This window comes from Streptomyces sp. NPDC089424, assembly GCF_044749345.1.
Lineage (GTDB): Bacteria > Actinomycetota > Actinomycetes > Streptomycetales > Streptomycetaceae > Streptomyces.
In genome coordinates this window covers 60,943-80,993 of record NZ_JBIVHU010000006.1, presented here as the reverse complement: position 1 = coordinate 80,993, position 20,051 = coordinate 60,943, and the positions used below count along the sequence as shown (strand labels likewise).

The following is a 20,051-nucleotide window of genomic DNA, read 5'->3' as shown; positions in this document are numbered from 1 at the left end:
CGTGATGCGCATGATGCGCATGATGCGAATTGGCGGTCGGTGCCGTGGGGTACTCGGTGAGTTCCGTCGTGCAAGAAACGCGCCGAGGGGCGGTACGCCATGAGCGAGTACGAACGTTCCCGCACTATGCCCGCGCAGCCCGAGCAGGTCTTCGAGGAAGCCGCCGACGTGGGGCGGCTGGACGGCTGGATGCCGGCCGAGCTGCACGTGGAGGCCGAGGATCTGCCCGCCGTCACCGTGCACGAGGACCGCACCGACGAGGACACCGCCGCCCTGCTGCGGGCCCGGCGGGAGCAGATGCGGCTCGAATGGGGCACCCGTGAGCAGGGGAGCTACGCCGGCTGGCTCCAGGTCGCCGGGATCGGTTCCGGGGCCAGCGAGGTGACCGTGCACCTGTCGTTCTTCGACGACAGCCACGACCCCGGCGAGGCGGCCGTGGGCGACGCCCTGGACGCCAGCCTGCGGCGGCTGGAGGAGCAGGTGCGGCTGCGCGTCGATCACCCGGCGGGCTGATCCGCCGAAGGAGGCCTGTCAACGCCCGTGGTCGACCGGCCGGGCGATCACCCGGCGGGCTGATCCGCCGAGGAGCCCGCCGACCCCCGTGCTCGACCGGCCGGACGTGTTCGACCGGCCGGACTTCGGGAAGACGCAGGGGAAGACGCGAGTGACGGGCACGGCTACGGATGAGGAGGATGCCATGGAGCGGGTGGCCCGAAGGACGCGGCCGGAGCAGCGGATCGGCATCCGGACGTACGGTGAGGTCGACTCGGCGCTCAGCGGGCTGGTGGCCCGGCAGGGCGGCGGCAGTGCGCAGTTCTCCGCCGGTGAGGCGGTGGCCCTGGAGTGGGCGCTGGGGCGTACGGCACGTTCGCCGATCACCGGTGTGGGCGTCCGCGACGTGCCGGACCTCCAGCTGCTGACGGCCGAGGTCGACGCCACCGTCGTACGGCTGGAGGACCCCACCGCCCAGGCGGGCAACCGCGACTACTTCCGCGGTGTCTACGGCGCCCTTGCCTGGGTCTGCGGACTGCGGGGCCGGCTCGTCTGAGGGCCTGCGGGGAGGGACGGCTAGCGCACCCGTCCCGCCGCGGGCTCCGCCTCGTCCTCCTCGTCCGGGAGGTGCACGTCGTCGACGGCGATGTTGACCTCGACGACCTCCAGGCCCGTCATCCGCTCGATCGAGGCGATGACGTTCTCGCGGACGTCGGCGGCGATCTCGGTGATGGACAGGCCGTACTCCACGACGACATCGAGGTCGACGGCGCTCTGCCGCTCACCGACCTCGACCTTCACGCCGCTGGTGACACCGGCCCGCCGGCCGGGTACCCGCTCGCGCACCGCGCCCATGGTGCGGGCCAGGCCGCCGCCGAGGGCGTGGATGCCGGGCACCTCGCGCGCCGCCATCCCGGCGATCTTCGCCACGACGTCGTCCGCGATGGTGGTCCTGCCCCGGCTGCCGGGGGCGACGGCCCCGCCGCCGCGCGCGTTCGCGCCGGTTTCGCTGGTGCGCACCGCCGCACCGGTCGTCTCCGTCATGTCCGACCCGCCTCCTCCGGGCGCGCACGGACCCGCTGCACAGGAGGCCCGCCGCAACGCTCATACCTGCTTTCCAGCGTGCCCCGGGCCCTCCCGGCTCGCCACCGCAGGCGGCGGGCGCCGCCCGACGGCGCGGGCGGGCGGACGGCGCGCGGCCGGTCAACCCCCGGCGCGCGCCGGGCCGTTCGGGCCGGCCCGGACGCAGGTGACGTCCAGCGTGAGCTCCAGCAGGCGTCCGGTCATCAGCCGGGAGCCGGTGACGCCGAACTCGGTGCGGTCGACCGTGGTGGTGGCCCGCACGGTGAACGCGTCGCCGGAGGTCCGCACGCGGACGACCGACAGCCGCAGCGGCCCGGTCACCGCGCCCACGGTGAGCTGCCCGGAGAGCACGGCGGGGTCCACGTGACCGGAGACGAACGTGATCACGGGGTGGCGTGCCGTGTCCAGGAAACGGGCCGACCGGACGGCGTCGTCCCGCAGCGGGTTGCCGGTGCGGAAGCCCGCCGCGTCGATCTCGGCGCGCACCCGGGACTCGGCGAGCGGCTCGGCGACGTCGACCGTGCCGCCGCGGATCGCGAAGCTGCCGCGCACCGGTAGGAGGCCGAGGAGATGCCGGGTGCGGAAGGTGAGGGAGGAACGGCCGGGGTCGATCGTGTACCGGCCGAGGCGGGGGACCGGGGCGAGGTCGCCGCCGTCCGTGGTCTCTGTCGTGTCCGTCGTGTCCATAACTCCATTGCAGGGCAAGGACCGTGGGGAGCGGCAGGGCGGGCGGTCGGCTCCGGGGGCGACGGACGGCGGGACCGCACACGACTTTCGTAGGGTTGCGCGGGACGACGCGTTTGCGCGGCCGCGGGCACGGGGAGGGGGCCGCGGTGGACTGCCCCACCGTGGACGGGAAGAGGTTCGGGCCGTGGCGTCGCCGGCACCGGGTGGCCGTGGACGTGGCGATCGCGGTCGCCTTCGTGCTGACCGACACCGGGGTGACCCTGGCGGGCGGCAGCTGGTGGCCGGAGCGGCCGGACACGCTCGCCTGGGCGGTGCTGGGAGCGCAGGCGCTCGCCTGCGCCTCGCTCGCCTTCCGCCGTACCGCCCCGCTCGCCGTCGTCGCCGTGCTCGGCACGTTCACCCTGGCCGTGACGCTGCTGATCGCCCCCGCGGACCTGCTCACCCCCGCCCACGACGGCAACGTGTGGGCACCCCACACCACCGTGCTCGCCGCCTACGGCCCGCTCTTCTACCGGCGCGACCGCCGGGCTGCGGCGTACGCGGCACTGGCCGCCCTCACACTCGTCGTGGCGAGGCCCTGGGAGCCGTCCGTCACGGTCATGACGATCGGGCTGCTGCGCACCGCGTTCGGGCCGCTGCTGGCGCTGTACTTCGACGCCCGGCGCCGGATGGTCCGCGCCCTCGTCGAACGCGCCGAACGGGCCGAACGGGAACGCCATCTGCTGGCCGAGCGGGCCCGCGCCGAGGAACGCGCCCGGCTCGCCGCCGAGATGCACGACGTGGTCACCCACCGGGTGAGCCTGATGGTGCTCCAGGCCGGGGCGCTGCGGGTGACCGCGCCCGACGAGCCGACCCGGCGGGCGGCGGAGGACCTGCGCGCGGCCGGCTGCCAGGCGCTGGACGAACTGCGGGACCTGGTCGGCATCCTGCGCGCCGCGCCCGACGGCGACCGCACGCCCTCCGTGGCGGGCTTCCCCGACCTGGTCGCCGAGTCGGTCGCCGTCGGGACGCCGACCGAGCTGATCGAGTCGGGCGACCCGGCGCTCGCCTCCCCGGTCGTCGGCCGCACCGCCTACCGGGTGCTGCGGGAGGCCTTGACCAACGTGCGCAAGCACGCGCCCGGGGCCGCGGTGACCGTGCGGGTGGAGTACGACGAGACGCGGGTGCGGCTCACCGTCCACAACACGGCGCCGAGCGGCCGGGCCGGCGGCGCGCTGACCGGCACCGGCTCGGGCCTCGGCATCGCCCATCTGCGGCAGCGCATCGAGCTGTTGCACGGCACGTTGCGCGCCGGGCCCCGCCCCGACGGCGGGTTCGGCGTCGAGGCGACGCTGCCCTCGTACGTCCCGACCGCGGAACCGGCGGTGTGAGAGTGGTCCCCGTCGTCCCCCCGGCTCCCGTGGTGCGTGTGGTGGTCGTCGACGACGAGCCGATGGTGTGCGGGTTCCTGCGGACCATCCTCGGGTCCGCCGCGGACGTCGAGGTGGTCGGCGAGGCGTACGACGGGGCCGCGGGCGTCGAGGCGGTCCGCCGCAGCGGCCCGGACGTCGTCCTGATGGACCTGCGCATGCCCGGCATGGACGGCCTCACCGCGATCGAGCACATCAACAGGCTGCCGGATCCGCCGCACATCGTCGTCCTGACGACCTTCGACGCCGACCAGTACGTGCTGCGCGCGCTGCGGGCCGGGGCGACCGGCTTCCTGGTCAAGTCCACCCCGCCGGAGGAGCTGATCGGCCTCGTCCGCACGGCCGCGCGCGGCCACACCGTCCTGTCGCCCTCCGCCGCCCGCCGGCTCGTCGCCGCCTCCACGGACTCCCTCTCGGCCCGCGACCGCGCCCGGGAAGTGGTCGCCTCCCTCACCGAGCGCGAGATCCAGGTCCTCGCGGGCCTGGGAGAGGGGCTGTCCAACGCGCGGATCGCGGCCCGGCTCCACCTCTCCGAGGCCACCGTCAAGGGCTATGTCTCGCGCACGCTGGACAAGCTGGGCTGCGTCAACCGCACCCAGGCCGGACTGATCGCCCATGACGCGGGGATCGTCGAGCCGTAGCCGGTGGACGCCGCCACCGGCACCGGGCAGGGCCTACTCCTCGAACAGCACCTCCTGGCCGTCCAGTGGGGACTCCTGCCGCACCCGCTTGTTCCGCGTCCCGACGACCACCGCCGCACCGGCCGCCACCACACCGAGGGCGACCGGGACCATCCAGCCGCGGTTCAACCGGTCGCCGAGGAGGTGGTCGAGGGAGAGGCGGCCGGGGCCGGCGACGGCGAGGCCGGCCGCGGTCATGCCGAGGGTGGCGGGGTACTCGAAGCCGCCCTCCGCGTTGAAGAAGCCGTTGGGCCCGTGCACCGCGCAGGCGCCCGTCATGCCGCCGGCCGCCGCCGCGCCCGCCGCCGGGGTGGCCAGTCCCAGCGCCAGCAGGGTCCCGCCGCCCCATTCCGCGAGCCCCGAGGCCGTGGCGCTCAGCTTGCCGGGACGGTATCCGACGGACTCCATGAACTGCCCGGTGCCCTCGATGCCGGCCCCGCCGAACCAGCCGAACAGCTTCTGCGCGCCGTGGGCGGCCAGGACACCGCCGGTGCCCAGCCGGAGCAGGAGCAGACCCAGATCACGTCGGTCGTAGCACGTCACGATGTCTCCCGGTGCAGATGTGGACTCCCGTCCACCGTCGCAGGCCGCCACCCGCCCGGCCCTCCCGGGCAGCCGTTCGGGTGGCGGGCCGCGGGGGGCGGTGTGAGGGTGGCTGGCATGACGATTCAGACGGCCAAGTTGAGCGACCCGGCGGTGCGTGCGTTCGTCTCCGCCGTCAACGCCCATGACCGCCAGGCCTTCCTGTCCCTTCTCGCGCCCGGCGCCACCATGGCCGACGACGGCACGGACCGTGACCTCGACGACTGGATCGACCGGGAGATCTTCTCCTCCCACGGTCATATGGACGTCGACAACGAGTCCAACGGCGGCCGCTCCCTCATCGCCCGCTACCGCAACGACACCTGGGGCGAGATGCGCACGCGGTGGTCCTTCAGCGTCGACGACGACGGCAGGATCACCCGCTTCGAAACAGGCCAGGCCTGAACCGAGCTCCACCCCACGCACCCGCCCCACCCCCGGCCCCGCCCGCAGGGCGTCGCTTGTGCTGAAGTGCGCTTCAGCTCGTAGCCTCCTGCGGCATGGAGAACACCAGAACGCTCGGACGCGGCGGCATCGAGATCAGTGCGCTCGGCTTCGGCTGCTGGGCCGTCGGCGGTGAGTGGCAGGACAGCGCGGGGCAGCCGCTCGGCTGGGGCAAGGTCGACGACGAGGAGTCCGTACGGGCGATCCACCGCGCCCTCGACCTCGGCGTCACCTTCTTCGACACCGCGGACACCTACGGCGCCGGCCACAGCGAGCGCGTCCTCGGCCGCGCCCTCGGCAAGCGCCGCGCCGATGTCGTCGTCGCCACCAAGTGGGGCAACGTCTTCGACGCGGACACCCGTACCCTCACCGGCACCGACGACTCCCCGGCGTACGCGCGCCGCGCGCTGACCGCCTCCCTGCGGCGCCTCGGCACCGACCACATCGACCTGTACCAGCTGCACCTGTCCGACGCGGACCCGGACCGGGCGGCGGAACTCCGTGAGGCGTGCGAGGAGTTCGTACGGGAAGGGCTGATCCGGGCCTACGGCTGGAGCACCGACGACCCCGCCCGCGCCGCGGTCTTCGCCGAGGGCGCGCACTGTGTCGCCGTGCAGCACCGCCTCAACGTCCTCCAGGACGCGCCCGAGATGCTCGCGCTGTGCGCGGAGTCGGGACTGGCCGGCATCAACCGCAGTCCGCTGGCGATGGGACTGCTGACCGGCAAGCGGGCCGCCGGGCAGCCCCTCGAAGCGGGGGACATCCGCAGCGTGCCGCCCGCCTGGCTGCCCGGGTTCACGGCCGGCAGCGGCGCCGATCCGCGGTGGACGCGCCAGGTCGACGCCCTGCGCCAGATCCTGACCGGCGACGGTCGCACGCTCACGCAGGGCGCGCTCGCGTGGATCTGGGCCCGTGCTTCCCACACGGTGCCGATCCCCGGCTTCCGTACGGTCGCCCAGGCCGAGGAGAACGCGGGCGCGCTGGTCAAGGGGCCGCTCACCGCACGTGAGACGGCCGAGATCGACGCCGTCCTGGGCCGGTGAGCGCCGGGCCGCGGGCTTCGTGAAAGCGGCAGCCGTCCCACGGCCGACCGGTCCGTACCCCGCGGTCCCTCGCGGGGTCCCCCCTCCGGTCGCCGTGGAACGGCTGCCGCCCTCCCCCCCTGAGATGTGGCCGGCGGGAGCTTGACGCTCCAAGTGTGAAGCCCTGATGTGAAGTTCCAGTGGAGGAGGGTCGATCATAAGCCCCCCACCGGCCACGATGGGGCGGAAGTAAAAACTCCGCTTGTGCAGGTTGACCGTTCAGCCACGTCCGATGTACGGCATCGCCGTCGCCAGCACCGTCGCGAACTGCACGTTCGCCTCCAGCGGCAGCTCTGCCATGTGCGCCACCGTGCGCGCCACGTCGGCGACGTCCATCACCGGTTCCGGCGCCACCTCGCCGTTGGCCTGCGGGGCGCCGTGCTCCATGGCCTTGGTCATGTCGGTCGCCGCGTTGCCGATGTCGATCTGCCCGACCGCGATCCGGTACGGCCGCCCGTCCAGCGACAGCGCCTTGGTCAGGCCGGTCAGCGCGTGCTTGGTGGCCGTGTAGGCGGCGGAGCGCGGGCGGGGCGCGTGGGCCGAGATCGAGCCGTTGTTGATGATCCGGCCGCCCTGCGGGTCCTGCTCCTTCATCTGCCGGTACGCCGCCCGCGCGCACAGGAACGCGCCGTTGAGGTTGGTGTCCACCACGTGCCGCCACGCGCTGTACGCGAGGTCCTCGACCGGCACCCCGCCGGGACCGAACGTCCCCGCGTTGTTGAAGAGCAGGTCCACCCGCCCGAAGTGCGCGACGGTCGCCGCGAACAGCGCGGTCACGTCCTCCTCCTGTGCCACGTCGGTGCGGACGACGAGTGAGGCGCCCTCGGGCACCAGCGCCGCCGTCTCCCGGAGGGTCTCCTCCCTGCGGCCGGCCAGCGCGACCGACCAGCCGGCGCGCAGCAGTTCCACCGTTACCGCGCGGCCGACCCCGGAGCCCGCACCGGTCACGACCGCGATCCTGGACTGCCGTTCGGCAGTTTGCTTGGCATTCATAGCCCTGAAGCGTAGGAGACGGTCCGCCATCCGGAACTCATGAGTCCGCCATGCGGGTGTTGTGTACGCGCCAAGCGGTCGTCGTCCCGGACCACTCGAATGCGACCTGCACGCAATCGCAGGATCGTCAGGGGAGAACCGGATGACACCCGCAGCTCGTCAGCCCCAGCACGCCCCCGAACTACGCGCCGCCGCGCGCCATATCGGCCGCCGGCGCTTCCTCACCACCACCGGCGCGGCCGCCGCGCTGGCCTTCGCGGTCAACCTGCCCACCGCGGGCGTCGCCGGCGCCGCCGAACTCGACGCCGCGCGCGTCACGGACGACCCGTTCACCCTCGGCGTCGCCTCCGGCGACCCCCAGCCCACCTCGGTCCTGCTGTGGACCCGGCTGGCCCCCGTCCCCTTCCAGGCCGACAGCGGTCTGCCCGCCGAACGCGTCACCGTGCACTGGGAAGTCGCCCGCGACGAGCACTTCCGGCGCACCGTCAGACGCGGCACCGCCACCGCCCACCCGGAGTTCCACCACACCGTGCACGTCGAGGTGGGCCACCTGGAGCCCGGCCGCCTCTACCACTACCGCTTCCGCGTCGGCCGCTGGATCAGCCCGGCCGGCCGCACCCGCACCGCGCCCGCGCCCTTCGACCGCGTCTCCGGGCTCACCCTCGCCGCGGTCTCCTGCCAGGCCTACCACGACGGCTACTTCACGGCCTACGGCCATCTCGCGCAGGACGACGTCGACGTGGTCTTCCACCTCGGCGACTACCTGTACGAGTACGCCGTCAACGCGGTGGGCGGCCAGCGCAACTACACCGACCGGACCCTGCCCGACCTGTTCAACCGGGAGACCATGACGCTGGAGGACTACCGGCTGCGGTACGCCCTCTACAAGTCCGACCCCGACCTGCGCGCCGCCCACGCCGCGCACCCCTTCGTCGTCACCTGGGACGACCACGAGACCGAGAACAACTACGCCGGCGACACCCCCGAGAACTCCGTCCCGCCGGAGGAGTTCCTGCTGCGCCGCGCCTCCGCCTACCGCGCCTACTGGGAGAACCAGCCGCTGCGCCTGCCCCAGCGGCCCGAGGGCCCGGACATGCAGCTCTACCGGCGCCTGCAGTGGGGCCGGCTCGCCCAGTTCGACGTGCTCGACACCCGGCAGTACCGCTCCGACCAGGCCTACGGCGACGGCTCCGACGTGCCGGGACCCGAGGTCGACGACCCGGCGCGCACCATGACCGGCGCCACCCAGGAGCGCTGGCTGCTCGACGGCTGGCGCCGCTCGCGGGCGCTGTGGAACGTGGTGCCGCAGCAGGTCACGTTCTCCCAGCGGAAGTTCGACCTGACCGAACCCTCGCGGGTGTCGATGGACGGCTGGGACGGCTATCGCGCCTCGCGGCGCCGGGTGCTGGACGGCGCGCGGGCGGCCGGCGTCGACAACCTGATGGTGCTCACCGGTGACGTGCACGTCGGCTACGCCTTCGACATCAAGGAGAACTTCGACGACCCGGCCTCGCGCACGCTGGGCACCGAGATCGTCGCCACCTCGATAGCCAGCGGCCGGGACGGCGCCGACAAGCCGGCCAACTGGGACACGTACATGACCGCCAACCCGCACATGCGGTTCTACAACGGCCGGCGCGGCTACGTGACGGTCGCCCTGGGCCGCGAGCAGGCGCGGGCCGACTTCCGGACGGTGCCGTACGTGACCACGCCGGGGGCGCCGGTCACGACGGCCGCGTCCTTCGTCACGGAGGTGGGGGAGCAGGGGCTCAGGCAGGTGTGAGTTCCGCCGTGGGGTCCGTCTCGGGGGCCTCGCCCGGGTAGCGGACGCCGATGCGGTCCCGGATCGCGTCGAGCGTCCGCATCACGGCGAGGGTGCCGTCGAGCGGGACCAGGGGGGACTCGGTCTCGCCGGCCCGCAGGGCCCGCATCACCTCGCGCGCCTCGTGCTTGAGGCTGTTGTGCGCGGCGCCGGAGGCCGGGTCGTGGACGAACTCCTCGGGGTCCCGGCCGTCGCGGTGCAGGACGAAGCGGTCCGGGTTGAAGAAGCCGTGCGGCAGGTCGATGCGGCCCTGGCTGCCGGTCACCGAGGCCGTCACGGGCGTACCCCCGACGATGGAGCAGTGCACCGAGGCAAGAGCACCGCTCTCCCAGGAGAGCAGCGCACCCGTCTGGAGATCGACGCCGTCGTCGGAGAGCACTGCTCTCGCCGCGATGTCCGCCGGCTCACCGAGCAGCAGATGCGCGAACGAGACCGGGTACACCCCGAGGTCCAGCAGCGCACCCCCGCCCTGCCGCGGATCCCGCAGCCGATGCGAGGGCGGGAACGGCCCGGACAGCCCGAAGTCCGCCTGCACGCTGCGCACTTCACCGATCGCCCCGTCGTCCACCAGCGCCTTCAGGCGCCGCACCAGCGGACTGCAGTACATCCACATCGCCTCCATCAGGAAGCGCTTCCGCTCGCGCGCCAGCGCGACCAGCTCCCGGGCCTCACGCACGTTCAGCGTGAACGGCTTCTCCAGCAGCACGTTCCGCCCCGCCGCCAGACACAGTCCGGCGGCCGTCCGGTGCGCCGCGTGCGGAGTGGCGACGTACACCACGTCCACGTCCGCGTCGTGCGCCAGCGCCTCCCAGTCCCCGTACGCCCGGGCGATCCCGAACCGTTGCGCGAACCCCTTCGCCGACTCCGCGGTCCGTGACGCCACCGCCACCACCTCGGCGTCCGGCAGATCCACCAGATCCGCCGTGAAAGCCGCCGCGATCCCGCCCGTCGCCAGGATTCCCCACCGTACGCCGTCCGTACTCATTGCCGCCCCGCCCTCGTTCCCGTGCGTTCTCGCGCGTTCTTGTTCGATGTCAGTTCGATGTCAGCAGGCATCGTGTTCGAACTGAGAGCATAGGGACCGCACTGCTCGGAGAGGGAGGGGCACATGCCCGAGGGGGCACCGATACCGGACCTGTCACAGGCGGCCGCGACCGGGGCGCGGCCGCCCGTCCCCGCGCAGCGCCGCGCGGGCCTGCTCGTCACGCTCGTCCTCGGCGGCCTGACCGCCACCCCGCCGCTGGCCATGGACATGTACCTCCCGGCGCTGCCTGAGGTCACCCGCTCGCTGCACGCCCCCGCCGCGACCGTGCAGCTGACCCTCACCGCCTGCCTGGCGGGCATGGCCTTCGGCCAGCTGATCGTCGGCCCGATGAGCGACCGCTGGGGCCGCCGCCGCCCGCTGCTCGTAGGACTCGCCGTCTACGTCGTCGCCACCGTGCTGTGCGCCCTCGCGCCCACCGTCGGGACGCTGATCGCCTTCCGGCTGGCGCAGGGGCTCGCGGGCGCGGCCGGGATCGTGATCGCCCGGGCCGTCGTACGGGATCTGTACGACGGCATGGCGATGGCCCGGTTCTTCTCCACCCTCATGCTGATCTCCGGGGTCGCCCCGGTCGTGGCGCCGCTGATCGGCGGGCAGATGCTGCGGGTGACGGACTGGCGGGGCGTGTTCGTGCTGCTCGCCGTGGTGGGGGCGCTGCTGGCGGGTGTCGTGTGGTTCCGGCTCCCGGAGACCCTGCCCGCGAAGGAGCGGCACAGCGGCGGCGTCCGCGAGGCCCTGCACGCGATGCGCCGGCTCCTCGCGGACCTGCCCTTCACCGGGTTCATGCTCGCCGGCGGCTTCGCCTTCGCCGCGTTGTTCGCGTACATCGCGGCCTCCCCGTTCGTCGTCCAGGAGATCTACGGCGCCTCCCCGCAGACGTTCAGCCTGCTGTTCGGGCTGAACTCCGTCGGGCTGGTCGCCGCCGGGCAGATCAACGGCAAGGTGCTGGTCGGCCGCGTCGCCCTGGAGAAGGTGCTGGCCGTCGGCCTCGGCATCGTCGTGGTGGCCGCGACCGCGCTGCTGCTGATGTCGCTGGGCGTCTTCGGCGAGGTGGGGCTCGCCCCGGTGGCCGGCGCCCTGTTCGTGCTGATGAGCGCGATGGGCATCACCCTGCCCAACACACAGGCGCTGGCCCTGATGCGGGTACGGCACGCGGCCGGATCCGCGTCGGCGCTGCTCGGCACCTCGTCCTTCCTCATCGGCGCGATCGCCTCCCCGCTGGTCGGGATCGCCGGTGAGCGCACGGCCGTCCCGATGGCCGTCGTCCAACTGGCCGCCGCGCTGGTGGCCGTCGCCACTTTCGTGGGAATGTGCCGTCCCTGGAACACCCGTGCGGGCGCGGAGGGTGTGGGTACCCCGCACTCGACGAGCACCAGCGCGTCCGAGAGCTTGGGGGAGAAGAGCTGAGCGCACCCAGACTGCGTACCGGCGCCCCGGAACGAGCCGGCCTCGACGCCGGCGAACTCCGCCTGCTGGTCCGCGAGGTCCGGCAGCTGACCACCGGGGACCGCCCCTGGGCACCGGGGGTCGTCGTGGCCGCCGGGCGGGGACCCGTGCTCGCGGTGCACGAGGCGGCGGGCCACGCGGTGCGCTACGCGGCGTACGACCCGCGGGCGGACGCGGGCCTGGAACTGCCGGGCCCCGCCCGCGTGCCGACGACCGTCGACACCGTCTTCGACCTGGCCTCGCTCACCAAGCTGTTCACGGCCGTCGCCGCGGTGCAGCAGATCGAGCGCGGCACGCTGGGCATCGACGGGCGGATCGGCGCGTACCTGCCCGAGTTCGGGGCGGCCGCCCGGCACGGCATCACGGTCCGGTCCCTGCTCACCCACACCTCGGGCCTGCGCCCCGAACTGCCGCTCCACGACTGCGCGACGGGCGCGGAACGCCTGGCCATGCTGCGCGCGGAGGCCCCGGACGGCCCGCCGGGCGAGTACCGCTACTCCGACCTGAACCTGCTGCTGCTCCAGTACGTCCTCGAACGCGTCACCGGCCGCCCCCTGGACGTCCTGATCCGCGACGGCATCACCCGGCCCCTGGGCATGACGTCGACCCGTTTCGGCCCCTGCCCGGGCGCGGCGGCCACGGAGGACCAGCGGCGCCCGTGGGCGAAGGCGGAGCGGGGGATGCTGCGCGGCGAGGTCCACGACGAGAACGCCTGGGCGCTGGGCGGGGTCGCCGGTCACGCGGGGCTGTTCTCCACGGCCCGGGACCTGGCGGTGTTCTGCCGCGCGCTGCTGGCGGGCGGCTCGTACGGGCCGGCGCGCATCCTGGGCCCGGACTTCGTGGACCTGATGCTGACGCCGCCCGGGCTGGGCTTCGCGCTGGACCAGTCGTGGTTCATGGGGGAACTGGCGGGCCGGGGCGCGGCGGGTCACACCGGCTTCACGGGAACGTCCCTGGTGGTGGACCGGGCGACGGACACCTTCCTGGTGCTGCTGGCCAACACGGTCCATCCGCGGCGCCGGGCCCCCGACAGCCGGCCGCGGGCCCGCGCGGGGACCCGCATGGCCTGGGCGGTACGGGGGGTGTGAGCGCTCCGGCGACGTGCGGGACCTGAGACCTCGAGGAACCGAAGGAGACCTCGCGGACCAGAGCCGAACGACCTCGCGGACCAGAGCCGAACGACCTCGAAGGCAGGGGCCGAAGGGCCTCGGGGACCGGAAACCGAAGGACCCCGCAGACCTGAGAGAATCGCACGGTGAACGCCCCCTCGTCCGCCTCCGACGCCCTCCGCGCCGCCCTCGCCGGGCTCCTCGACGGGCTGCCGCCGAGGCAGGCCGCGCAGGCAGTGGAGCGGCTGATCGCGAACTACCGGGGGGCCACCCCGACCGACGCGCCGATCCTGCGGGACCGGGCGGACGTGGTCGCGTACGCCGCGTACCGGATGCCCGCCACCTTCGAGGCGGTCTCCGCGGCGCTGGACGCCCTCGCGGAGGCGGCACCGGACTGGGTGCCGGGCGACCATGTGGACGTCGGGGGCGGCACGGGCGCGGCGACCTGGGCCGTCGCCGCCACCTGGGAGGGCACCCGCCCGGTCGCCGTGCTCGACTGGGCCGAGCCCGCGCTGGCGCTGGGCCGGGAGATCGCGGCGGCCAACCCGGCGCTGCGGGGCACCCGCTGGCAGCGCTCCCGCATCGGAGCGGCGCTCACCATGGAGAGCACCGACCTCGTCACGGTCTCCTACGTCCTCAACGAACTCGCCGCCCCCGACCGCACCGCCCTCGTGGACGCCGCCGCCTCCGCCGCGCAGGCCGTCCTGATCGTCGAACCCGGCACGCCCGACGGCTACGCCCGCGTGATCGAGGCCCGCGACCGGCTGATCGGCGCCGGCTTCCACATCGCCGCCCCGTGCCCGCACAGCGTCGCCTGCCCGATCGTGCCCGGCACGGACTGGTGCCACTTCTCCGCCCGGGTCAGCCGCTCCTCCCTGCACCGCCAGGTCAAGGGCGGCTCCCTGGCCTACGAGGACGAGAAGTTCAGCTACGTCGCCGCCACCCGCTTCCGCCCCGCCCCGGCCGCCGCCCGGATCGTACGGAAGCCGCAGATCCGCAAGGGCCAGGTGCTGCTGGACCTGTGCGAGGGTCCCGACGGGGGCGGGCCCGCCCTGCGCCGCACGACGGTCACCAAGCGTCACGGCGACCTCTACAAGGCCGCACGTGACGCCGGCTGGGGCGACCCCTGGCCCGGTGCCGCGGCACTGACGTGACGCGGCACGTGACGGGGCACCTGACGGGGCACTGACACCTACCGTCCCGCGTTCTTCTCCTGGAACCTGCGCAGCAGTTCCCGTTTCTGGTCCGCCGCGTCGGTGCCGCCGACGCGGCCTCCCCGGTCACCGCCGCGCAGGGCCTTGCGGCCCAGCTTCTGGCGCGTGCCACCGACTCCCAGCATGTTTCCGGCTCCACCTCGGGTCATGGTTCCGTCTCCCTGTTCGTCGCGTCATCTCCGTCGCCCTCGTCGAAACGATACGTATCGTCTCGCCTTCGGGCTCCCTCAGAGTGCAACGAGACGCAGCGTCTTGTCAACCTGATAGATTCGTCGCATGGTCAAGAAGCCCACTCCCGACTCCACCCGCCGCAGCGAGCGGTCCCGCCGCGCGATCTACGGCGCCGCCCTCGCCCTCGTCGCGGAGGTCGGATACGCGAAGACCACCATCGAGGGGATCGCCGCCCGCGCCGGCGTGGGCAAGCAGACGATCTACCGGTGGTGGCCGTCCAAGGCCGACGTACTCCTGGAGGCCTTCCTCGACCTCGGCGAGCAGGCGGCGGAGCAGGCGGCGCAGCAGGCCGCCGGGCTCGGCGTGCAACCGGCCGCCGAGTACGCCCTGCCGGACACCGGCGACCTCGCCGCCGACCTCAAGTACGTCCTGCGCGCCACCGTCGACGAACTCCTCGACCCCACGTTCGAGGCACCGGCCCGCGCCCTGGCCGCCGAGGGGGTCGTCAACGAGCCGCTCGGACGGCAGTTCGTCGCCAAGCTCCTCGAACCGCAGCTCCAGTTGTACGTGCGGCGGCTGCGCGCGGCGCAGGACGCGGGCCAGGTCCGCGCCGGCGTCGACCCGCGCATCGCGCTGGAGCTCTTCGTCTCCCCGCTGGCCCAGCGCTGGTTGCAGCACACGGCGCCGATCTCCTACGAGTACACCGACACCCTCGTCGACTACGCGCTGTACGGCCTCGTGCCCCGGTGACGGCACGTGATCCACGGTGGCTGTGCGTGATCACGGAATGTGGAGTATGTCTCGTACCCCCGGCCCCGGTTGGGGACTACGGCCCTCCAGGGCGCAGGATGGTGGGACCATGAGGCACGGTGACGGTTCCACAGACCAGGCGAGGGGATAGATGAGCGCGGAGTTCGGCGGCCGCTCCGGCCGGCAGGGCAAACTCTCCCAGTGGCTGCGCGGACGGCGCCCCAAGGAGACCGCCGACGACGGCGGCCGGGAGGCCCAGCTGCTCGCCACCGCCGCCGCGGGACTGCCCCTGGCGCCCGCCGCGTATCCGGCCCCCGACTACCGCTGCTCCTGCGACCGCGTCGGCTGCCCCACCCCCGCCCGGCACCCGGTGTCGTTCGCCTGGCAGACGCAGTCCACCACCGACCGCGCCCAGATCGAGCGCTGGGTCCGCCACCAGCCGCAGGCCAACTTCATCACCGCGACCGGCATGACGCACGACGTCCTCGACGTGCCGCTGGAGGCCGGTCAGGAGGCCCTGGACCGGCTGCTCGCCGCCGACGTCGAGGTCGGCCCGGTCGCCACCAGCGACGACGGCCGCATGCTGTTCTTCACCCTCACCCGCGGTACGCCCGAGGAGGAGGACGAGTGGTGGCCCTGCGAACTGGACTGCCATCCCGAGACGATGGACGAGCACCCCGGCCTGCGCTGGCACTGCCGCGGCTCCTACGTCCTCGTCCCCCCGGCCCGGCTCCCCGGTGACGACCAGTCGGTGCGCTGGCTGCGCGGCCCCGAGCACCCGCTGCCCGAACCGCTGACCCTGCTGGAGTCGCTCACGGACGCCTGCGCCCGGCACGCGGGCACGGAAACCGACCACACGGACGCGGCCTGGCCCCTGCGCCGCCACTGACCCGCGGCCCCGGCCGCGACACCGGCCGCGACACCGGATCCGGTCGCGGACCGCGGCGTCACTCGCCCTTGGCGGAGGTCAGTCCCTGGATCCGGCCCAGTACGCTCACCTGGGCCGCGCCGGACCCCTTGCGCGGGCTGAGCGCCACCTGGTTGGAGACGAACTCCATCGTCAGCGACTGCTTGATCTCGCCGGTGGTCAGCGCCTCCACGTCCTCGCTGGGCTCCGGTACCGAGGCGCCCGCCGCGGCGGTCTGCTTCTCGAAGTGGTGCGTGGTGAAGAACACCGCCGCCCCACCGTCCGCGGTGCGCAGCGCGACCGGGGCGTAGTCGCCCTCGGTCAGCGGTTCGTCGAGGTACTGGGTGACCAGGCCCGGCCGCTCCTTGTTCTTCTCCCGCTCCTGGCGCCACCGGCTGGTGTGCGCACCGTCCGCGAAGCCCTCGCCGCCGTCCTGGAGGTAGGCGACGTAGTCCTTGCTCAACCGGGCCGGAGGCACGGCGAATTCGGCGGAGTCCACCGGCAGGGCCTCGGCCCAGCCGTCCTTGTCCTTCTTGAACTCCGGTACCTTCCCGGGCGCCACGAGCGTCAGGTAGGACACCTCCCACTCGGCGGCCGGCACGTCCCGGGTGAACACCAGCAGCCAGCGCGCGTCCCCGCCCCGGTTGGCCTCGGCGTCCGCGAGGAACCAGCGCGGCCAGCCCGCCTTCTTCGGGATCGTGTAGGTGACGTCGCTGAACTCCAGCGGGGAGTGGTTGGGGTTGCCGCCGGGGTTGACGACGTGGCCCGCCTTCAGGCGCGCCTCGTCGATGGCGGCCAGCGGCCCGGTGACATGGTCGGCGTCGAGTGAACTGTCGTACGACTTGTCCGCCTTGTTGTACGCGCTCGTGAAGTCCCGGAGCGCCTCGGCCGCCTCGTCCCTGGTGGCGCCCGGCAGCACCTCCCGCTCCCCGTGCACCACCACGCATCCGCTCGCCGTCAACGACAAAGCGGTCAGCGAAGCGGCGAGGAGCACGCTCCGGTCCAGCCTGCGAAGCCTGCGAAGGCCGCGATCCCTGGTCATCGGGTCCTTTCCACCTTCCCCTTCCCGGAGGCGAACCCTACCGGGGCACCCCGGCGCGCCGGTGGCCGGTTCCGGGTACAGCGGCCACACCGTGACCTGGACGTCATCCGTCGCGGCGCGGGGCCACCAGGACCGCTCCGGTGCGGGGGTGCGCGAGCACCTCGACAGGCTGGTCGTAGACCTCGGACAGGAGACGCTCGTCGAACACCTCCGCCGGGGGCCCGTCGGCCGCGACCCGGCCTCCGTGCAGCACGGCGACGCGGTGCGCGTAGGCGGCGGCGAGCCCGAGGTCGTGCAGCACGACCACCACGGCGTCGCCCGCGCCCGCCCGTTCCCGGCACAGCCGCAGCACCAGTTCCTGGTGCTTGAGGTCGAGGGCGGCGGTCGGCTCGTCGAGCAGCAGCAGCGGGGCGCGCTGGGCGAGGACCCGGGCGAGCGCGACGCGGGCGCGTTCACCGCCGCTGAGCGCGGCGAAGGGCCGGGCGGCGAAGCCGGTGACCTCGGTGGCCGCCATGGCCGCGGCCACCGCCGCGTCGTCCTGCTCCTCCAGGGGTGTCCCGGCCCACGGCGCCCGCCCCATACGCACCACCTCCTCGACGGCGAACGGGAACGACAGCGCGGCCGACTGCGGCAACACGGCCCGGCGCAGGGCCAGTTCGGGCGCGGTCCAGTCCGCCGCGCGGCGGCCGTGCAGGCGTACGACGCCGTCGGCGGCGGGGAGATCGGCGGCGAGGGCGCTCAACAGGGTCGACTTGCCGGCCCCGTTGGGGCCGACGAGTGCCAGCACCTCGCCCGCGCGGACGGTGACGTCGACTCCGTCCAGGACGGTCCGGGCACCCAGGCGGACGCGCAGGCCGGCGGCCTCGGCGAGGACGTCGCCGGGCGCCGGCGCGGGCGGGGGAGCGGGACGGGCCCGGAAGAGCCCTCGCCTCGGCGGTGTCACGCCCAGCCTCCTTGCTTGCGACGGGTCCGGCGCAGCAGCCAGAAGAAGAACGGGCTGCCCACCAGGGCGGTCAGCACACCGAGCGGCAGCTCCGCGGGCGCGGCCAGCGTGCGCGCCGCGAGGTCGGCGCCGAGCAGCACCGCCGCGCCGCCGAGCGCGCTGCCCGGCACGAGGAACCGGTGTCCGGGCCCGGCCGCCATGCGCAGCAGATGCGGTACGACGAGACCGACGAAGCCGATGACGCCGGAGACGCTCACCGCGGCCGCCGTCAGCAGCGCCACCACCAGGATCAGCACGATCCGCAGCCGCTCCACGTCCACGCCCAGATGCCGGGCGGGCCGGTCGCCGAGGGCGAGCAGGTCCAGCCGGCGGGAGTACAGCGGGGCCAACAGCAACCCGGCGGCCGCGCACGGCAGTACGGCGAGCACCTTCGGCCAGGTGGCCTGGGAGAGGGAGCCGAGCTGCCAGAAGGTGATCTGGTTCACGGCCGCGGTGTCGGCGAGGAAGATGAACAGGCCGACGAGGGCGCCGCAGAAGGCGTTCACCGCGATCCCGGTGAGGATCAGTGTCACGACCTCCGTGCGGCCGCCCGCGCGGGACATCGCGTACACCAGCAGGACGGTGGCGAGACCGGCGACGAACGCCATCGCCGGGAGCGTCCAGTTGCCGAGGAAGTCCAGCCCGAGGGCGATGGCGGCGACCGCGCCGACGGCCGCGCCCAGCGAGACGCCGATGGTGCCGGGTTCGGCGAGCGGGTTGCCGAACACGCCCTGCATCAGCGCCCCCGCGCAGCCCAGCGAGGCGCCGACGAGGAGCGCCAGCACGATCCGGGGGAAACGTACGTTCCACAGCACCGACTCGGCCACCCGGTCCAGTTCCGTGCCGCCGAGACCGGCCTTGTGCTGCACGGAGGAGAGCACGTCGCCGACCGGGACGGGGTAGGCGCCGATGCCGGCGGCGAGCGGGACGAGGACGAGGAGCGCGGCGACCAGGCCGAGCGTCAGGAGCCAGGCGGGGCCGCGGCGTCCGCCGGGCGCCGCGGCCGGCCGGGCGGTGCGCGCGACGGGCCGCTCCTTGAGGGCCGTCACGCGCCACCGCCGCCGTAGAGCTGCGCGACGACCGAGGCGAGCACCTGGTCGGTGCGCGGTCCGTAGCCGAGCAGGACGCCGTCCTCGACGGAGACGATCCGGCGGTCCATGCCGGCCGGGGTCTGGGCGATGCCCGGGATCCTCTCCAGGCCCTCGACGCCGCCGACGGACTCAAGTCCCTTGCTCATCACGAGGATCGCGTCGGGCGCCGCTCGGGCCAGCGCCTCGCTGGTGAGGGCGGTGAAGTCCTTGTCCAGGCCGGAGGCGGCGCCGGCGTCGACCGCTCCCGCCGCCTCGATCAGCGAGGTGGCGCCGGATTCCTTGCCGCCGAGCAGGTAGACGGAGGCGGAGCCGCGCAGGTAGAGGAAGGCCACCCGGGGACGGGGTCCTTTCGCGGGGACCGTCGCGCGCACCTCGGTGAGGCGTTGCTCGGAGCGGCGGGTGAGCGTCTCACCGGCGGACGGTACGCCGAGGGCGCCGGCCACGGCCCGGATGCGCGGGCCGACGTCGTCCAGGCCCCGTGCCGGGGCGACCACGAGCACCGGGACCCCGGCGTCGCGGATCTGCCGTACGGCCTCCGCCGGGCCGGTGGTGGTCTCGGCGACGACGAGGTCGGGCCGCAGCGACAGCACGCCCTCGGCGGAGACGTCGTGGGCGCGGGTGACCACCGGGAGCTTCCTGGCCTGGGCGAAGGTGGCCGAGATGTCGCGGGCGACGACACGGTCGCCGAGCCCGAGGGTGAAGACGATCTCGCTGAGGCTGCCCGACAGGGGCACGATCCGGTCCGCCTGGCGGACGGTGACCGTGCGGCCGTCGGCGGAGGCGACCGTGACGGGGAGGCGGGGCTCGGGGGTGTCCGCCAGGGGTTCGACCCGGTCGGGAGCGGCCGCCGAGGGTGTGCGGCCGGGCCGTTCGGGCTCGTCGGTGGCGCCGCAGCCGGCCGCCGTCAGGGCCAGCAGCGCCAGCGCGGCGGCCCCCAGTCGAGTGCGCAAGCGTCGCACGTTCCGTTCCTCTCAGCTTCCGGACCTTCCGGATTCACGGCTTGCAGCTTAGGTTAGCCTTACC

At 73.9% G+C, this 20,051-nt stretch carries 22 protein-coding genes; 12 read left to right on the top strand and 10 right to left on the bottom strand.

Features of this window, described 5'->3' with window-relative positions; translation table 11 throughout:
- Window positions 1-99: 99 nt before the first annotated feature.
- Both ACIP2X_RS25220 and ACIP2X_RS25215 read left to right on the top strand, forming a co-directional pair.
- Entirely contained in the window at window positions 100-513 is a 414-nt protein-coding gene (locus ACIP2X_RS25220) for an SRPBCC family protein (protein WP_401676643.1), read from the top strand.
- Between the two features lie 184 nt (window positions 514-697).
- Complete coding sequence (locus tag ACIP2X_RS25215; protein ID WP_401676642.1) at window positions 698-1,048, top strand: hypothetical protein; 351 nt, start codon at window positions 698-700, stop codon at window positions 1,046-1,048.
- A 20-nt stretch (window positions 1,049-1,068) separates the two neighbouring features.
- On the opposite strand, the gene ACIP2X_RS25210 is transcribed toward ACIP2X_RS25215, so the two are convergent.
- Both ACIP2X_RS25210 and ACIP2X_RS25205 read right to left on the bottom strand, forming a co-directional pair.
- Window positions 1,069-1,536 (bottom strand): Asp23/Gls24 family envelope stress response protein, encoded by a 468-nt coding sequence (locus tag ACIP2X_RS25210; protein WP_401676641.1) that lies wholly within the window; start codon window positions 1,534-1,536, stop codon window positions 1,069-1,071.
- A gap of 159 nt (window positions 1,537-1,695) precedes the next feature.
- Window positions 1,696-2,262 (bottom strand): YceI family protein, encoded by a 567-nt coding sequence (locus ACIP2X_RS25205; RefSeq protein WP_401676640.1) that lies wholly within the window; start codon window positions 2,260-2,262, stop codon window positions 1,696-1,698.
- A gap of 146 nt (window positions 2,263-2,408) precedes the next feature.
- Here ACIP2X_RS25205 and ACIP2X_RS25200 point away from each other — a divergent pair, with 146 nt between their 5' ends.
- Both ACIP2X_RS25200 and ACIP2X_RS25195 read left to right on the top strand, forming a co-directional pair.
- Window positions 2,409-3,632 carry a sensor histidine kinase gene (locus ACIP2X_RS25200; RefSeq protein ID WP_401676639.1) on the top strand — a complete coding sequence of 408 codons (1,224 nt, stop codon included), beginning with the start codon at window positions 2,409-2,411 and terminating at the stop codon, window positions 3,630-3,632.
- A 29-nt stretch (window positions 3,633-3,661) separates the two neighbouring features.
- Window positions 3,662-4,312, top strand: coding sequence for a response regulator (locus ACIP2X_RS25195; RefSeq protein ID WP_401677234.1), 651 nt, complete (start codon window positions 3,662-3,664; stop codon window positions 4,310-4,312).
- Between the two features lie 33 nt (window positions 4,313-4,345).
- On the opposite strand, the gene ACIP2X_RS25190 is transcribed toward ACIP2X_RS25195, so the two are convergent.
- Complete coding sequence (locus ACIP2X_RS25190; protein ID WP_401676638.1) at window positions 4,346-4,894, bottom strand: DoxX family protein; 549 nt, start codon at window positions 4,892-4,894, stop codon at window positions 4,346-4,348.
- 117 nt (window positions 4,895-5,011) lie between these two features.
- Here ACIP2X_RS25190 and ACIP2X_RS25185 point away from each other — a divergent pair, with 117 nt between their 5' ends.
- Together ACIP2X_RS25185 and ACIP2X_RS25180 are read left to right on the top strand one after the other, a co-directional pair.
- Entirely contained in the window at window positions 5,012-5,338 is a 327-nt protein-coding gene (locus ACIP2X_RS25185) for a nuclear transport factor 2 family protein (RefSeq protein ID WP_401676637.1), read from the top strand.
- Between the two features lie 95 nt (window positions 5,339-5,433).
- Complete coding sequence (locus ACIP2X_RS25180; protein WP_401676636.1) at window positions 5,434-6,420, top strand: aldo/keto reductase; 987 nt, start codon at window positions 5,434-5,436, stop codon at window positions 6,418-6,420.
- Between the two features lie 258 nt (window positions 6,421-6,678).
- On the opposite strand, the gene ACIP2X_RS25175 is transcribed toward ACIP2X_RS25180, so the two are convergent.
- The gene (locus ACIP2X_RS25175) at window positions 6,679-7,452 is read right to left on the bottom strand and encodes an SDR family oxidoreductase (protein ID WP_401676635.1); all 774 of its coding nucleotides are present in this window, start codon (window positions 7,450-7,452) and stop codon (window positions 6,679-6,681) included.
- A gap of 142 nt (window positions 7,453-7,594) precedes the next feature.
- On the opposite strand from ACIP2X_RS25175, the gene ACIP2X_RS25170 reads away from it, so the two are divergent.
- On the top strand, window positions 7,595-9,235 hold the full coding sequence (locus ACIP2X_RS25170) for an alkaline phosphatase D family protein (protein WP_401676634.1): 1,641 nt from the start codon (window positions 7,595-7,597) through the stop codon (window positions 9,233-9,235).
- On the opposite strand, the gene ACIP2X_RS25165 is transcribed toward ACIP2X_RS25170, so the two are convergent.
- On the bottom strand, window positions 9,222-10,259 hold the full coding sequence (locus ACIP2X_RS25165; protein WP_401676633.1) for a Gfo/Idh/MocA family protein: 1,038 nt from the start codon (window positions 10,257-10,259) through the stop codon (window positions 9,222-9,224). The two genes, ACIP2X_RS25170 and ACIP2X_RS25165, sit on opposite strands and share 14 nt — an antisense overlap.
- Window positions 10,260-10,382: 123 nt before the next feature.
- Here ACIP2X_RS25165 and ACIP2X_RS25160 point away from each other — a divergent pair, with 123 nt between their 5' ends.
- The 3 genes from ACIP2X_RS25160 to ACIP2X_RS25150 all read left to right on the top strand — a co-directional run bounded on the left by ACIP2X_RS25160 (window position 10,383) and on the right by ACIP2X_RS25150 (window position 14,025).
- The gene (locus tag ACIP2X_RS25160) at window positions 10,383-11,723 is read left to right on the top strand and encodes a multidrug effflux MFS transporter (RefSeq protein WP_401676632.1); all 1,341 of its coding nucleotides are present in this window, start codon (window positions 10,383-10,385) and stop codon (window positions 11,721-11,723) included.
- Window positions 11,627-12,850: a serine hydrolase domain-containing protein gene (locus ACIP2X_RS25155; protein WP_401676631.1), complete on the top strand. Its 1,224-nt coding sequence runs from the start codon at window positions 11,627-11,629 to the stop codon at window positions 12,848-12,850. The genes ACIP2X_RS25160 and ACIP2X_RS25155 overlap by 97 nt, the downstream gene beginning before the upstream one ends.
- A 167-nt stretch (window positions 12,851-13,017) precedes the next feature.
- The gene (locus ACIP2X_RS25150) at window positions 13,018-14,025 is read left to right on the top strand and encodes a small ribosomal subunit Rsm22 family protein (protein WP_401676630.1); all 1,008 of its coding nucleotides are present in this window, start codon (window positions 13,018-13,020) and stop codon (window positions 14,023-14,025) included.
- Window positions 14,026-14,063: 38 nt separating this feature from the next.
- Here ACIP2X_RS25150 and ACIP2X_RS25145 read toward each other — a convergent pair whose 3' ends face one another.
- On the bottom strand, window positions 14,064-14,210 hold the full coding sequence (locus ACIP2X_RS25145) for a DUF6243 family protein (RefSeq protein WP_401676629.1): 147 nt from the start codon (window positions 14,208-14,210) through the stop codon (window positions 14,064-14,066).
- 151 nt (window positions 14,211-14,361) lie between these two features.
- Here ACIP2X_RS25145 and ACIP2X_RS25140 point away from each other — a divergent pair, with 151 nt between their 5' ends.
- Window positions 14,362-15,006 (top strand): TetR/AcrR family transcriptional regulator, encoded by a 645-nt coding sequence (locus ACIP2X_RS25140; protein ID WP_401676628.1) that lies wholly within the window; start codon window positions 14,362-14,364, stop codon window positions 15,004-15,006.
- Window positions 15,007-15,157: 151 nt separating this feature from the next.
- Window positions 15,158-15,895: a bifunctional DNA primase/polymerase gene (locus ACIP2X_RS25135; RefSeq protein ID WP_401676627.1), complete on the top strand. Its 738-nt coding sequence runs from the start codon at window positions 15,158-15,160 to the stop codon at window positions 15,893-15,895.
- Window positions 15,896-15,953: 58 nt separating this feature from the next.
- Here the strand turns inward: ACIP2X_RS25135 and ACIP2X_RS25130 are convergent, their stop codons facing one another.
- The 4 genes from ACIP2X_RS25130 to ACIP2X_RS25115 all read right to left on the bottom strand — a co-directional run bounded on the left by ACIP2X_RS25130 (window position 15,954) and on the right by ACIP2X_RS25115 (window position 19,978).
- The gene (locus ACIP2X_RS25130; RefSeq protein ID WP_401676626.1) at window positions 15,954-16,955 is read right to left on the bottom strand and encodes a hypothetical protein; all 1,002 of its coding nucleotides are present in this window, start codon (window positions 16,953-16,955) and stop codon (window positions 15,954-15,956) included.
- A 103-nt stretch (window positions 16,956-17,058) separates the two neighbouring features.
- Window positions 17,059-17,898, bottom strand: a complete 840-nt coding sequence (locus ACIP2X_RS25125; RefSeq protein WP_401676625.1) for a heme ABC transporter ATP-binding protein — start codon at window positions 17,896-17,898, stop codon at window positions 17,059-17,061.
- The gene (locus ACIP2X_RS25120) at window positions 17,895-18,986 is read right to left on the bottom strand and encodes a FecCD family ABC transporter permease (protein WP_401676624.1); all 1,092 of its coding nucleotides are present in this window, start codon (window positions 18,984-18,986) and stop codon (window positions 17,895-17,897) included. Before ACIP2X_RS25120 ends, ACIP2X_RS25125 begins: the two co-directional genes overlap by 4 nt.
- Window positions 18,983-19,978, bottom strand: a complete 996-nt coding sequence (locus ACIP2X_RS25115; RefSeq protein ID WP_401676623.1) for a hemin ABC transporter substrate-binding protein — start codon at window positions 19,976-19,978, stop codon at window positions 18,983-18,985. Before ACIP2X_RS25115 ends, ACIP2X_RS25120 begins: the two co-directional genes overlap by 4 nt.
- Window positions 19,979-20,051 lie beyond the last annotated feature (73 nt).